Origin of the sequence: Xanthomonas sp. SHU 166 (assembly GCF_000364685.1) — a bacterium.
In the GTDB taxonomy this organism is placed as follows: Bacteria; Pseudomonadota; Gammaproteobacteria; order Xanthomonadales; family Xanthomonadaceae; genus Xanthomonas_A; species Xanthomonas_A sontii.
Genome location: NZ_AQOJ01000004.1, coordinates 1 through 14239 on the forward strand (window position 1 = coordinate 1; position 14239 = coordinate 14239).

Annotated in this window: 11 protein-coding genes; 10 read left to right on the forward strand and 1 reads right to left on the reverse strand. The window is 65.7% G+C overall.

The genetic code is table 11. The features are described 5' to 3' along the window. Positions 1 to 373: 373 nt before the first annotated feature. Positions 374 to 1513 (reverse strand): PilT/PilU family type 4a pilus ATPase, encoded by a 1140-nt coding sequence (locus tag D180_RS00145; protein ID WP_017911184.1) that lies wholly within the window; start codon positions 1511 to 1513, stop codon positions 374 to 376. A 99-nt stretch (positions 1514 to 1612) separates the two neighbouring features. On the opposite strand from D180_RS00145, the gene D180_RS00150 reads away from it, so the two are divergent. From D180_RS00150 to D180_RS22450, 10 genes are all read left to right on the forward strand, one after another. Beyond that, positions 1613 to 2005 (forward strand): DUF4398 domain-containing protein, encoded by a 393-nt coding sequence (locus tag D180_RS00150; protein ID WP_026144112.1) that lies wholly within the window; start codon positions 1613 to 1615, stop codon positions 2003 to 2005. A 17-nt stretch (positions 2006 to 2022) separates the two neighbouring features. Next, positions 2023 to 2895, forward strand: coding sequence for a membrane protein (locus D180_RS00155; protein WP_017911185.1), 873 nt, complete (start codon positions 2023 to 2025; stop codon positions 2893 to 2895). Between the two features lie 334 nt (positions 2896 to 3229). Beyond that, positions 3230 to 3448, forward strand: a complete 219-nt coding sequence (locus tag D180_RS00160) for a YdcH family protein (RefSeq protein ID WP_010340228.1) — start codon at positions 3230 to 3232, stop codon at positions 3446 to 3448. Positions 3449 to 3638: 190 nt separating this feature from the next. Beyond that, complete coding sequence (locus tag D180_RS00165; protein WP_017911186.1) at positions 3639 to 5009, forward strand: pyridoxal-phosphate dependent enzyme; 1371 nt, start codon at positions 3639 to 3641, stop codon at positions 5007 to 5009. Positions 5010 to 5093: 84 nt separating this feature from the next. After that, positions 5094 to 6278, forward strand: coding sequence for a cystathionine gamma-synthase (locus D180_RS00170; protein ID WP_017911187.1), 1185 nt, complete (start codon positions 5094 to 5096; stop codon positions 6276 to 6278). Between the two features lie 37 nt (positions 6279 to 6315). Then, a complete protein-coding gene (locus D180_RS00175) occupies positions 6316 to 7623 on the forward strand; it encodes a glycosyltransferase (protein WP_017911188.1) in 1308 nt (435 codons plus the stop codon). 34 nt (positions 7624 to 7657) lie between these two features. Beyond that, positions 7658 to 8452, forward strand: coding sequence for an ABC transporter permease (locus D180_RS00180; RefSeq protein WP_017911189.1), 795 nt, complete (start codon positions 7658 to 7660; stop codon positions 8450 to 8452). Then, entirely contained in the window at positions 8449 to 9705 is a 1257-nt protein-coding gene (locus tag D180_RS00185; RefSeq protein WP_017911190.1) for an ABC transporter ATP-binding protein, read from the forward strand. The genes D180_RS00180 and D180_RS00185 overlap by 4 nt, the downstream gene beginning before the upstream one ends. 4 nt (positions 9706 to 9709) lie before the next feature. Next, a complete protein-coding gene (locus tag D180_RS22445; RefSeq protein WP_081616340.1) occupies positions 9710 to 11134 on the forward strand; it encodes a methyltransferase domain-containing protein in 1425 nt (474 codons plus the stop codon). Positions 11135 to 11195: 61 nt separating this feature from the next. Then, positions 11196 to 14207, forward strand: coding sequence for a glycosyltransferase family 1 protein (locus tag D180_RS22450; protein WP_017911192.1), 3012 nt, complete (start codon positions 11196 to 11198; stop codon positions 14205 to 14207). Positions 14208 to 14239: the final 32 nt, after the last annotated feature.

The following is a 14239-nucleotide window of genomic DNA, read 5'->3' on the forward strand; positions in this document are numbered from 1 at the left end:
TGTCCAGATACAAGGAGCGGCTTCAGCCGCGACCGGGCATCCGCTGCTGCCAGTCGGCCACCAGCCCCTGCCGCACCGGTGAGCATGAGGATGTGGGAGGTGCAGTTTTCCCGACACTTCGGCTTCACGTGTCGCAACGGAAGTCGCTTCCACACGCGCTTGCGGCGCACTCGCTGGGCGCACTGTGGGAGGGACTTCAGTCCCGACGCGCAGTTGCGTGGAAGTGGCGTTTGTCCGCGCAAGGGCGACCCGCGGCGACCGCCGCTGGGCCTCCGGTCCGCCGTTCCCGCCGTCGCTGCGGGACCAATGCGACCAGGCGTCTGCGAACCTCCGGTCGCGGCTGAAGCCGTGCCTACGACAACACGGCGACGCCTCAGACGAAGCCGTGGGTGATCCGCGGCGCGGCGCTGGGGCCGCTGTCGTAGTCGGCGTAGGGATCGTGCTCGCCGCTGCCGCCTTCGGACAGGCGGAACTTCAGGGCCAGGCCGTCGCGCGAGTCGGCCGCGCGCAGCGCTTCCTCCTGATTGATCTGGCCCTGCTTGACCATGCGGAACAGGCACTGGTCGAAGGTCTCCATGCCTTCCTCCAGCGACTCCTCCATCGCCTGCTTGATCTCGTGGACCTGGCCACGGCGCAGCAGGTCGCGGATCATCGGCGTGTTCAGCAGCACTTCCGAGGCCGGCCGGCGGCGGCCGCTGCTGTCCTTGACCAGGCGCTGCGAGATCACCGCGCGCAGGTTCAACGACAGGTTCATCAGCACGTTCTTGTGCGCGCTCTCGGGGAAGAAGTTGAGGATGCGCTCGATGGTCTGGTCGGCGTTGTTGGAGTGCAGGGTGGCCAGGCACAGATGTCCGGTCTCGGCGAAGGCGATGGCCGCCTCCATGGTCTCCGCGTCCAGGATCTCGCCGATCAGGATCACGTCCGGCGCCTCGCGCATCGCGTTCTTCAGTGCGTTGTGGAAGGCGTGGGTGTCCAGGCCGACCTCGCGCTGGTTGACGATGGACATCTTGTGCTTGTGCAGGTACTCGATCGGGTCCTCGATGGTGAGGATGTGCCCGGTGGTGGTGCTGTTGCGGTAGTCGATCATCGACGCCAGCGAGGTGGACTTGCCCGAGCCGGTGGAGCCGACCACCAGGACCAGTCCGCGCGGGGTCATGATCACGTCCTTGAGCACCTGCGGCAGGTGCAGTTCCTCGATGCTGGGGATCTTGCTGCGGATCGCGCGGATCACCATGCCAACCTCGCCGCGCTGCTTGAACACGTTGACGCGGAAGCGCCCGGCGTCCTGCAGGGCGATGGCCATGTTCAATTCCAGCTCCCGCTCGAACTGCGGCACCTGGCCCTCGTCCATCAACGAGTAGGCGATCTTCTTGACCATGCCCGGCGGCAGGCCGGTGGCGCCGAGCGGGTACAGCTTGCCTTCGATCTTGATATAGACCGGTGCTCCTGTGGTCAGGAACATGTCCGAGGCGTTCTTTTCGGTCATCAGCTTCAGGAAATAGCCGATATCCATGCGCAATGGTTCCCCAACGATCCGCAATCGCCCGTTGCAAGCGCGCCACAGGCTTCCGACAATGGCCGTGACCGACGTCTCCGTCCACGGCCCCCCTAGATGAAAACTAGCTTCGCACACTTCCGTTGTCAGCAGTATGTGATGGCCTGCGCATTGGCGTTGTTCGCCGCGCCGGCCGCGTTCGCCCAGGTGGCTTCGCCGGAGCTGCTGTCCGCGCAGCAGGCGGTGCAGCGTGCGGTCCAGGCCGATGCCGACCAGTACGCGCCGGACCTGCTCGCCAGTGCCCGCCAGGGCCTGGAGCAGGCGCAACAGGCCGCGCTCGACCGCCGCCAGCGCAAGACCGCGCCGCAGCTGGCCCTGCGCGTGGCCGCCGATGCCGATCTGGCCCGCGCGCGCAGCGAGGAGGCGGTGGCCAATGCACAGTTGAAGCAGCGTCAGGCCGAGGTGGCCCAGCTGCAACAGACCCTGGGTACCGGGGAGGGCCGTCCATGAGCCGCGCCCTGCACGGAATGCGCCGCCTGGCCCTACTGGTCCTGCTGCTCGCGCCGCTGGGCGCGATGGCCGCCGACGACCCGGAACTGGCCGTGCTCAACCAGCGCCTGGTGGCGCTGCAGGCCGATCCGCTCAACGCCGATGTCGCCGCCTACGAACGCCTGCAGGCGCAGCAGGCGGTGGCCAACTTCGCCAACGCCAAGCGCAAGGAGCGCGACGAGGCGCGCTACCTGGCCGAGCGCCGGGTCGAGATCGCCGAAACCATGGCCCGTGCCGAGATCGCCCGTCGTCAGGTCGACCAGTTGGAGAAGACCCGCAGCGACCTGCTGATCGAGGCCAGCCGCCGCGAGGCCGCGCGAGCCCGGCAGGAGGCCGAGCGCCTGCGCGTGCAGGCGCAGATCCAGGCCGAGGAGGCCGAGAGCCTGCGTCAGGCCGCCGAGGCCGAGCAGGCCGCCCGGGCGGATGCGGATGCGGCGCTGGCCAGCGTCGCCGGTCAGCAGACCGCCAAGCTCAGCGCCGCGCAGCAGAAGGCGGCCAAGCTGGCGCGCGAGGAGGCCGAGCTGGTCGCCGGCACCAAGCTGCCGGCCTCGCGCTTCGAGACGCGCGGCGAGGTCTTCACCTTCTCCGGCGCGGCCTTCGGCGCCGGCAAGGCGGCGCTGTCGGGCGATGCCACCAACCAGGCCAAGGCCCTGTCGCAGTACCTGCAGATCAGCAAGGGCAAGGTGCGGATCGAGGCCTACGACACCGACGCCGGGGTGGCGCAGAAGCGCGCCGATGCCCTGCGCGCGGCCCTGGTCAGCGGCGGCGTCGCCGCCAACCGGGTGCAGGCGGTCGGCAAGAAGGGGGCCTCGACCAAGGCCCGCTCGGCCGACGTCGTGATCGCGCCCTGAGGTCGGACGGCACCCTGTGCAGGCGGTTTAACGGGGTTTTTCCCTGGGCCTGAGCGCCGAGCAACTGAATGCGGCAAAGCGGGCCTGCTTCTCTTGTCCGCGGCGGTGGGGAGGCGTAGGGTCGGTACTCCAGGTGGCACTCCCGCCGCCTGGTGCCAACGGAGGAGTTCGAGCCGATGACGCAGTGGCGCGCACCGCAGTCCGACGTCCCGGGAACCTTGGTTCCAGGCGTTGCAGCGGTGCAGCCGGCGGCTCGCGCGCTTCCGCTCCCAGGCAACGCCCCGTGCCGCAGCGGCCGGGGCGTTCTTGTTTCTAGCTGAAGGAGGCTATTCCTATGTTCGAAGGGCAACCGCAGACCGAAATCGACGCGTTGATCAAGTCCGATCCGGAGTTCAAGCAGCTCTACCAGCGCCACAAGACCTTGGACAAGAAGTGCATGGACGCCGAGCTCGGCGTGCTGCCGATCGACGATGTCACCCTGGCGCAGATGAAGCGCGAAAAGCTCGCCGCCAAGGAAAAGCTGCTGCGCCTTTACGAGCAGAAGCCGCACTGACCGTACTATTCCCTCTTGTCGCGGGCGGTGGCTGGCCTCCTCGTCGGCTTGCCACCGTCCGCGTCATCCCCTCCGAAAGCCGCGACCGCGGCTTTTTTCGTCCCCGCCGCGCGCATTCTCTGACTTTCCACCCCCGAGCGCGGATAATGCCCGGTCCAGCCGCTGCCGCGGCGCGACGCATTCGGACCCGATGGCCATTCACTCCTCCGTACTCGATCTGATCGGCGACACCCCCATCGTCAAGGCCAGCAAGCTCGACACCGGGGTGTGCGAGCTGTACCTGAAGCTGGAGAGCGCCAATCCCGGCGGCTCGATCAAGGATCGGATCGGCCTGTCGATGATCGAGGCGGCCGAGCGCCGCGGCGATCTCAAGCCCGGCGCGGTGCTGGTCGAGGGCACCGCCGGCAACACCGGCATCGGCCTGGCCCTGGTCGCCCAGCAGAAGGGCTACAAGCTGATCCTGGTGGTGCCGGACAAGATGAGCCGGGAAAAGATCTTCAACCTCAAGGCGATGGGCGCCGAGGTGGTGCTGACCCGCTCGGACGTGGCCAAGGGCCACCACGAGTACTACCAGGACCTGGCCGCGCGCATCGCCGCCGAGACCCCGGGCGCCTACTTCATCAACCAGTTCGGCAACCCCGACAACCCGGCCGCGCACGAGTTCGGCACCGGCCCGGAGATCCTGCGGCAGATGGACGGCCGGCTGGACGCGATCGTGTTCGGCTGCGGCAGCTCCGGCACCATGACCGGCCTGTCGCGCGCCTTCGCCGCCGCCTCGCCGCACACCGAACTGGTCCTGGCCGACCCGGTCGGCTCGATCCTGACCGAGTACATCGAGCAGGGCACGGTCAGCGAGAAGTCCGGCAGCTGGCTGGTGGAAGGCATCGGCGAGGATTTCCTGCCGGCGATCTCCGATTTCACCCGGGTCAAGAAGGCCTATTCGATCAGTGACGCCGAGAGCTTCCACACCGCGCGGGAACTGCTGGCCAAGGAGGGCATCCTTGGCGGCTCCTCCACCGGCACCCTGCTGGCGGCGGCGCTGAAGTACTGCCGCGCACAGACCGAGCCCAAGCGCGTACTGGTGTTCGTCTGCGACACCGGCAACAAGTATCTGTCGAAGATGTACAACGACTACTGGATGCTGGACAACGGCTTCCTGGAGCGCCCGCAGCACGGCGACCTGCGCGACCTGATCCTGCGCCCCTACAGCCAGCGCGACACGGTGGTGGTCGGCCCCAAGGACCTGCTGACCACCGCCTATCAGCGCATGAAGCTGTACGACGTGTCGCAGCTGCCGGTGATGGAAGGCGACCAACTGGTCGGCATCGTCGACGAAAGCGACGTCTTGTTGCATGTATACGGCGATGAAGCGCGGTTCCGCGACCCCGTGGCCACGGCCATGGTCAGCAAGCTCGACCGGCTGGACGTCAAATCGCCGATCGAGGCCCTGCTGCCGGTGTTCGACCGTGGCCAGGTCGCCATCGTGATGAACGAGGGCGCCTTCCTCGGCCTGATCACCCGGATCGACCTGCTCAACTATCTGCGCCGCCGGGTGCAGTAATCCCTGCGGCCGGCGCGGCCCCGTGCTGCATGGGGCCGTTCAGACCGCACTGCTAGAATCACGCCCCTTTTCCGGTAACCCCACATGACGGACAACACGTCGAATCCCCATGGCGACGGCCCCGCGCTGGCGCTGGCGACCCTGGCCATCCATGGCGGACAGCACCCGGACCCGTCCACCGGCGCGGTGATGCCGCCGATCTACGCGACCTCCACCTACGCCCAGTCCAGCCCCGGCGAGCACCAGGGCTTCGAGTACTCGCGCACCCACAACCCGACCCGCTTCGCCTACGAGCGTTGCGTGGCGGCCCTGGAAGGCGGCAGCCGCGGCTTCGCCTTCGCCTCGGGCATGGCGGCGACGGCCACGGTGATCGAACTGCTGGACAGCGGCAGCCACGTCATTGCGATGGACGACCTGTACGGCGGCAGCTACCGCCTGTTCGAGCGCGTGCGCAAGCGCACCGCCGCGCTGGAGTTCGGTTTCGTCGACCTGACCGACCCGGCCGCGTTCGAGGCGGCGATCCGCCCGACCACGAAGATGGTGTGGATCGAGACCCCGACCAATCCGATGCTGAAGATCGTCGATATCGCCGCGATCGCCGCGATCGCGCGCAAGCACGGTCTGCTGGTGGTGGTCGATAACACCTTCGCCTCGCCGCTGCTGCAGCGGCCGCTGGCGCTGGGCGCGGACATCGTGGTGCATTCGGCGACCAAGTACCTCAACGGCCACTCGGACATGGTCGGCGGCATGGCCGTGGTCGGCGACAACGCCGAACTGGCCGAGCAACTGGCCTTCCTGCAGAACTCGGTGGGCGGCGTGCAGGGCCCGTTCGACAGCTTCCTGGCCCTGCGCGGGCTGAAGACCCTGCCGCTGCGCATGCGCGCGCACTGCGACAACGCCCTGGCGCTGGCGCAGTGGCTGGAGACGCACCCGGCAGTGGAGAAGGTGATCTACCCGGGCCTGCCCTCGCACCCGCAGCACGCCCTGGCCGGCCGGCAGATGAGCGGCTACGGCGGCATCGTCTCGATCGTGCTCAAGGGCGGCTTCGACGCGGCCAAGCGCTTCTGCGAGCGCACCAAGCTGTTCACCCTGGCCGAATCGCTGGGCGGCGTGGAGAGCCTGGTCAACCATCCTGCGGTGATGACCCATGCTTCGGTGCCGGTCGCACGCCGCGAGCAGCTCGGCATCAGCGATGCGCTGGTGCGGTTGAGCGTGGGGGTGGAGGATGTGGGGGATTTGCGGGCCGATCTGGGCAGGGCATTGCAGTGACGCATGTCGGGTCACTGGGCGGCACGACGCGTCCGGCGTGTACCACGACATGGTGAGACGCCTGTTGCGTGCCGTGGGCGGCGACCTGCGGGTTCCGCTCGCGAAAGCGTGCGCCCGGCTGCGCGAGTGGCGCCTGTCCAGACAGATGGCGCCGATGCGCTTCGCGGGTGTGCTGGACACAGTGCAGGCGGCATCGGGGCCGGAGCGGCCGCCGGCGTTTCCCGCAGCGGATGCGACGCTGGGGCCGGGGCTGAACCTCTATGGCTACCTATACGGCCAGTTCGGGCTGGGGCAGAGCGCGCGGCAGTATGCGCGCGCCTTGCTGCAGGCGGGTTATCCGCTCAGCCTCAACGATGCCGGCATCGCCATCCCACATGCCTGCGACGATCGCAGCCTCGTGTCGTTCATGGGGGGCGCGGCATCGCATCCGATCAATCTGGTTTTCGTCAATCCGGATCATTTCGCGCAGGTCCGGCCGTCGCTGCCAGTGGCGGCCTATACCATCGGTTTCTGGTTCTGGGAACTGGACAGCATCCCCGCGGACTGGATGCAGGTGGTCGCACAGGTCGATGAAATTTGGGTCGCGACGGCATTCGTTGAACGCGCGTTTCGTCGCGCGACCGATAAGCCTGTGGTCCGCATCCCGCACCCGATTCCCCAGGCGCTCGACCTGACATTGCCGCGGTCGTGCTTCGATCTGCAGGACGACGCCTTCGTGTTCCTGTGCAGCTTCGATTTCAACTCGTCGATCCATCGCAAGAATCCGTTTGCGGTAATTGCGGCGTTCAAGAGGGCGTTTCCCGATCCGGCCGCGCGGGTACAACTGCTGATCAAGACCAGCAACGGCCACCGCCACCCGGCGCTGTTGGCGGAGCTTCGCCGTCACTCGCAGGGCGACGCCCGTATCCTCTTGCGCGATCAGATCCTGAGCGATGCTCAGGTCTGCGCGCTGCAGCGCAGCGTCGATGCCTACGTATCGCTGCATCGTGCGGAGGGTTTGGGCCTGGGGCTCGCCGAAACCATGGCGCTCGGCAAGCCGGTCATCGGGACGGGCTGGTCCGGTAATCTGGATTTCATGGACGATGAGAATAGTTGCCTGGTGCCTTTCCGGTTGATTCCGGTGGAGCAGGGCCAGTATCCGCACGTCCAGGACGGGCAGTGGGCCGACGCGGACGTCGACGTGGCCGCCGATTGGATGGCGCGCCTGGTCGCGTCGCCCGAGCTTGCACGCCGCAAGGGGCAGCGCGCGCAACACACGATCTCCACCCTGATGAGCGCGAATGCCGCCGCTGCCGCGATGATCACCAGGTTGCGATCGTTGCAGACCTTTCAACACATCCAATGATTCATCACGCCGCTTTCGATCACGAGGTAACTCCATGTTGGGCATGCTGAGGGCTATCTGGGCCTATCGGTTCTTCATTTTTTCCTCGATAAAGTCCGAACTGCGTTCGCGGTTCGTGCGCAGCAAGCTGGGCGGCCTGTGGATGATCATCCATCCGCTTGCGCAGGTGCTGATCTTCGCCTTGATTCTGTCTGAAGTGCTGTCGGCCAAGCTGCCGGGCGTGGACAACAAATATGCGTATTCGCTGTATCTGATGGCCGGCACGCTGGCATGGTCACTGTTTTCGGAAACCATCAACAAATGCTGCAACCTGTTCGTGGAAAACGGTAATCTGTTGAAGAAGATGTCGTTTCCGCGGATCTGCCTGCCGTTGATCGCAGGCGGCACCATGCTGGTCAATAACATGCTGTTGCTGTTGGCGATCTTTGGCGTGTTTGCCATGCTTGGGCACATGCCGGGAACGCAGGTGATATGGCTGCCAGTGCTGATCCTGATCACCCTGATCTTCGCGCTTTCCCTGGGCATGATCCTGGGCATCCTCAATACCTTCATGCGCGACATTGCGCAGGTAGTCCCGGTGGTGCTGCAGGCGCTGTTCTGGATGACGCCGGTGGTGTACATGCTGACCATTCTGCCCGAGAGTTATCGGCGCCTGTTCGCCTATAATCCGCTTTATCCCCTGGTGACCAGCTACCAGAACGTTTTGGTCTTCAACAAGCCACCGCTTTTCCATGAGCTGGCCTATCTGGTGATCGCGTCGTTGTTGATGCTCGTCGCGGGGTTGGTCATGTTTCGTCGAGCGAGCCCGGAAATGGTGGACGTGCTATGAATGGTTCCTTGCAAGTCACTGGCCTGGGCAAGGCCTATCGGAAGTGGAGCAGCGAATGGCTACGCGCGCTGTCGTGGTTCGGCGTGCCGCTGGAGCCGGCAGAAGAACACTGGGTGCTTCGCGATGTGAACTTCAGCATCCGCGCCGGCGAAACCGTCGGCATCGTCGGCCAGAACGGCGCCGGCAAGTCGACCCTGCTCAAGCTGATCACCGGCACCACCATGCCGACCGCCGGTTCGGTCGAGCGGATCGGCCGCGTTGCGGCCATCCTTGAGCTGGGCATGGGCTTCAACAGCGACCTGACCGGTCGCGAGAACGTTCGCCATGCCGCGGGCCTGATGGGGTATTCGCAGGGGCAGATCGACGCGGCGATGGCGGGGATCGAGGACTTTGCCGAGATCGGCGAGTATTTCGATCAGCCCGTGCGCACCTATTCCAGCGGTATGCAGATGCGCATTGCGTTCAGCGTGGCGACGGCGTTCCGCCCCGATCTACTGATCGTCGATGAGGCGCTGTCGGTGGGCGATACCTACTTCGTCCACAAGTGCATTAAGCGGATCCGCGAGTACAAGGAGGCGGGTACCACCTTGCTGATCGTCAGCCACGACCCGTCCGCGGTGATCTCGTTGTGCGATCGCGCGATCCTGATCGAAAAGGGGCGGCTGTTGATGGATGGTGACGCCGCAGGCGTGATGGATTACTACAACGCCCTAATTGCGCAGAAAGAGGATGATGTCGACATCCAGCAGATGGTCAACGAGCGTGGCGAACTGGTTACCGTCTCGGGCAATGGCCAGGCCACCGTCGAGAACGTGATGCTGCTGGACGAGAAGGGCGACCCGCTGGAGTTCGTCGCGGTCGGGCAGCGGGTGCGCCTGCGCGTCGACATCGTTTGCGTCGGCGATATCGCCCGGCTGGTGGTCGGTTACCTGATCAAGGACCGACTCGGCCAGGCTGTGTTCGGCACCAATACCGATCATACGCGTCAGGTCGTCGAGCGCGCCAGCGCCGGCGAACGCATCTGCTTCATCGCAGAGTTCGATGCCAACATGGGGGCGGGGAGCTATTCGGTTTCCGTGGCGTTGTCGAGCACCGAGACCCACATGGTCGACAACTACGAGTGGCGGGACCTTGCGCTGGTGTTCAAGGTCGCCAACATCGGCAAGCCGCGCTTTGACGGCGTGGCCTGGTTGCCGGCGGAGATTTCTATGCAGCGGACTGATGCCTGCTCGGCTGCTTTGGTGAAAGGCTGAGTCGATGTTGATCGATCCACGTACAGTGATGCAGGAACTGCAGTTGCCGATGTTGGCGCGGGATGTCGAAGGCGATGTGTCACGTCGCGTGACCGTTCCGTTCCAACCCAAGGACGCTTACGCGTTGTCCGAGCTGCTGGCCTATTCCGGCGAGGAGTTCATCGAGATCGCCTACCAGGCGGTACTCAGGCGTCTGCCCGATGCTTCCGGGCGGCAGGTCTACCTGCGCGCGCTGGAGGTCGGGCAGCTGTCCAAGATCGAAGTTCTGGGTGAACTGCGCAAGTCGCAGGAGGGGCTGAATGCCGGCGTAGTGATCCATGACCTGCGTCTGCGTTACTTCCTGCAGCGGATCCGCCGCAAGCGCGGTGGGCGCGTGTTGGACTTCGTTCTGTCGGTGTTGCGCGTAGGCGAGTTGCGGCAGCGTATCGATTCGGTCGAGGCACGCCTGGCCGCGCGTGGCGACCGCACCGAACGTCGCGCCGCTGCCGCGGTCGACGACCTGCGCACGGAGTTGCGCCAGCAGATTTCGGCGTCCGCACACACGCTGCGCAAGTCGGTCGGTAGGGCCGAGGGTGAGGTCATGCGCCGCATGCAGGACCTCGCCAACCGGATCGAGGACATCGATGCTGGTCTCGAATCCCGGCGGTCGGCGATCCTCGACGATCTGATGCAGCGCCTGTCGCAGCACCCCGGCCTCTACGCCGCGCCCATGCAGAACGTCACCGCCGGGGCGGCGACCCAGGACGAGCTGTCCGCGATGTACGTGCGATTGGAGCAGGCCTTTCGGGGCAGCCAGGAGGAGATCCGGCGCCGCGGCGAAGTGTATCTGCCCTACATCGCCGACGCCGCTGCTGCGACCGGTTGCCGCAAAGTGCTTGATCTGGGTTGCGGTCGTGGTGAACTGCTTGGCCTGCTCGCTGGCCATGGCTACGAGGCGCGTGGCATTGACCTGAATCCGGTGTTTGTAGAGGAGAACCGCCAGGCCGGTCGCGAGGTTTCGCTGGTCGACGCGCTGACCGCCCTGGAGGCTTGCGAGCCGGACTCGCTGGCGGTCATCACATCCATTCATCTGGTGGAACATGTGCCGGTGGAAGTGCTGGTGCGCTTGCTGGACCTAGCGCTGCGGGCGCTGCGCCCGGGCGGCAAGCTGATCCTGGAGACGCCCAATCCGCAAAACCTGCGCACCAGCGCCTACTACTTCTATTTCGATCCGACTCACCGCAATCCGCTACCGCCGCCGTTGCTGGCGTGGATGGCCGGCGATCGCGGTTTCGCCGATGTGCACGTGGATCTGCTCGAAGACGGGCGCTTCGTGCCCGAGACCGGGCCCGTCGCTGCGGACGTGCCGGGCGCGGAACAGATCAATCGCTTCGTCGACTGGCTTTCGGTTTCCCCCGATTACGCCATCGTCGCGACCAAGCCGCTGTAAACCGGCTGCGATGGATATGACAGGGGGCAGCGTGGATATCATGCAACAACGAAAACCTTCTTTGCTTTTCGATCTGCAGTCGCTGCAGAACGGATCGAATACGCGCGGCATCGGCCGCTATACCCGTGAGCATCTGCGAGGACTGCTCGGCGCGGCGGATCTGCCGTTCGATCTGCACTGTTCGCTGGACCTGACCTACGAGCGTCAGGCCGGCGACGTGCTCGGCGAATTCGCCGGCAGGATCGCTGCCGACCGCCTGCATGGCTACCGCTATCCGGCCGGTTTGTGGAGCGCGTTTCCGACCAGCGAACCCGAGGCGACGTTGCGCGAGGAACTGGTACGCCTGCACGTAGAGGCGATGGCACCGGACATCGTGCATGTGCCGAGCCTGTTCGAGGGCGCTGTCGAGCCCTGCGCCAGCCTGGGGCGGATGGCGCGCACGCGCGGCAGCCTCACCAGTTGTCTGGTCCACGATCTGATTCCGTTGGTGATGAGCGACCGCTACCTGTCCGATCCGCGCATCCGCGATTGGTACCGGCACAAGGTGGCGCAGTTGCGCGAGTTCGATGTGCTCCTGGCCAACTCGCAGTCCAGCAAGGACGACGCGGTGCGTCTGCTGGATCTGGACCCGGAACGTGTGCATGTGATCTATGCCGGCTATTCGGAGGTATTCCAGCCCTCGCCCGACATCGCCGCTGCGCGTGCGCGCCTGGCCAAACGCTTCGGGTTAGTCGAACGCTATGTCCTCTACACTGGCAACAACGATTACCGAAAGAACACTCGCGGCGCCATCGCTGGCTTCGCGGCCGTGCCGCAAGCGCAGCGGCAAAGGCTGAAACTCGTGCTGAATCAGGCCGAGCAGGCCGAAGAACTGCGCCAATTCGCCCAGCAGTGCGACCTCGAAAACGATGCGCTGGTGGTCACCGGTTACGTCACCGACGCTGAACTTGTCGACCTCTATACCTGCTGCAGTGCCTTCGTGTTCCCGTCGCTATACGAGGGTTTCGGCCTGCCGGTGGTGGAAGCGATGGCCTGCGGTGCGCCGGTCGTGGTAGGCGACAATTCCAGCTTGAAGGAGATCGTTGCGCTGGACGAGGCGCGATTCGATGCGACAAGTCCGCTGGCGATCGCCGCCGCGCTGCAGCGCGTGCTCGGCGACGATGCTTGGCGCTCCCAGTTGCAGCGTTATGGATTGGAGCGGGTCAAGGATTTTTCCTGGCGCCGCACCGCGCAGCTCAGCATCGCCGCTTGGCAGGCTGCGCTGGAGCGGCGCGAGTCGGGTCGGGGTGGCAACGAGGGCCATTCGAAGGTCGCCATCGTGGTCGCCGATACCCTCCCGGCCGAGACGATCGGCGGGTGGGTCGAGCGGATTTCGCTGTTCGGCAGGACCAACAGCGTGGAAATCGCCAGTCGCGATGCCGGGCAGTGGCCGACTTACATGCATGTGCAGGCGTTTCCCGAGCAACCGCTGGCTTCGGACCTGGGGCTGGATGTGGTGGTTGCGCTGCACGGCAGCGCCGATGGCACGACGATTCGCGGTTTGGCGTTCCCCGGCGAGCGCGCCGGCCAAGTGCATGCGCAGTGGCCGGGGCTGTACGCCCTGCTTGCGCAGGGGCAACTGCCGGCGCACGACCATGCCCTGCCCGAGCTGATCTCCGATTGCCTGGGGGTCATGGAAGCCGGTTCTCAGCCCGCAAAGCTGGCGATGGCGGTCGCGCCGATGCTGCGGCGCGTGCCGGTGCAATCCTTGGGCGGTGCCGCGCAGCCGGGGACAGCCATCGACTGGGCCGAGGCGGTCCGCGCGCACTATGCGCATCTGTCGAGTGCGGGTGTTGCGGCGTTGTTGAAGCCGACGCTGTCAGCGCGTTCGGCCTCGATCGTCGATGGGATCTACGAATCGCTGTGCTCGGTGGGCAGGTTCGGCAGCCCCCAACGCGTGCTGATCGACATGAGCGAGATGGCGCGGGTCGACTACGGCACTGGTATCCAGCGCGTGGTCCGCAACCTGGTCCGCGAGCTGTGTGCGCGCAACGCCGACGGGCGGATGCTGTTCGTGCCGGTCTACCATGAAGGCGAGCGAATCCGCTCGGCGCATCTGTTGGTCAAGAAGACGTTGGGCGTCGAGTGCCCGGCCTTCGATGAGGTCGAGGGCATCCGCAGCCGCGACATGCTGTTCCTGGCCGACTCCGCCTGGGTGGGTCCCGAACGCTTCCTGCCGAGCATTGGCAAGGTCCGCCGCAATGGCGGCGAGTTGGCGGTGTTCTTCCACGACATCATTCCGCTACGCTTTCCCGAGACCTGTGGCGAAGGCATGCCGCCGGCGTTTCGCGCGTGGACCGAGTTCGCCGTGCGTCATGCCGATATGTTCGTCTGCAACTCGCGGACCACCGCTGAGGATCTTCGCGCCTGGATCGCCGAGAACGGCGTCGAACATCGCGCCAACCATCGCATCGGTTATGTCCATCTGGGATCGGACGTGATGGAGGTGGGCATGGACAGCGAGATCCGTCCATCGATCAGCGCCTTATTCGAGGCCGGCACGCGCACCTTCTTGGCGGTGGGCACGATGGAGCCGCGCAAGGACTATCGCACCATCCTCAGCGCCTTCGAGGCGGGGTGGGCGGCCGGCCTGGAGGCCAATCTGCTGATCGTCGGCAAGGATGGATGGGGGAGCGAGGAGCTGGTCGCGGCCATTCGCAATAGCCCGCAGTTCGGCAAGCGGCTGTTCTGGCCGGAAAAGGTCAACAACGCCGAACTAGACTTGGCCTATCGGTCCACCCATGGACTGATCCAGGCCTCGCTGTCCGAGGGGTTCGGGCTGCCGATTGTGGAGGCTGCGCGCCACGGGACCCCGCTGTTGCTGTCGGACATCGCCGTATTCCGGGAAATCGCCGGCGAACATGCCGCCTACTTCCCAGTCGGCGACAGCGCGGCGCTGGCTGCGTTGCTGCGGGTGCCGGAGCTGGCCGGGTGCGGACCTCTGGCCGGGCGCATCCTGAGTTGGCGTGACTACGGGCGCGAACTGCGCTCGCTGCTGCTACAGGGGTCGTGGCTACAGCCAGTGATAGGATAGGCCGCAGCGCCCGGGAGCGTTGCGGGGAGTGA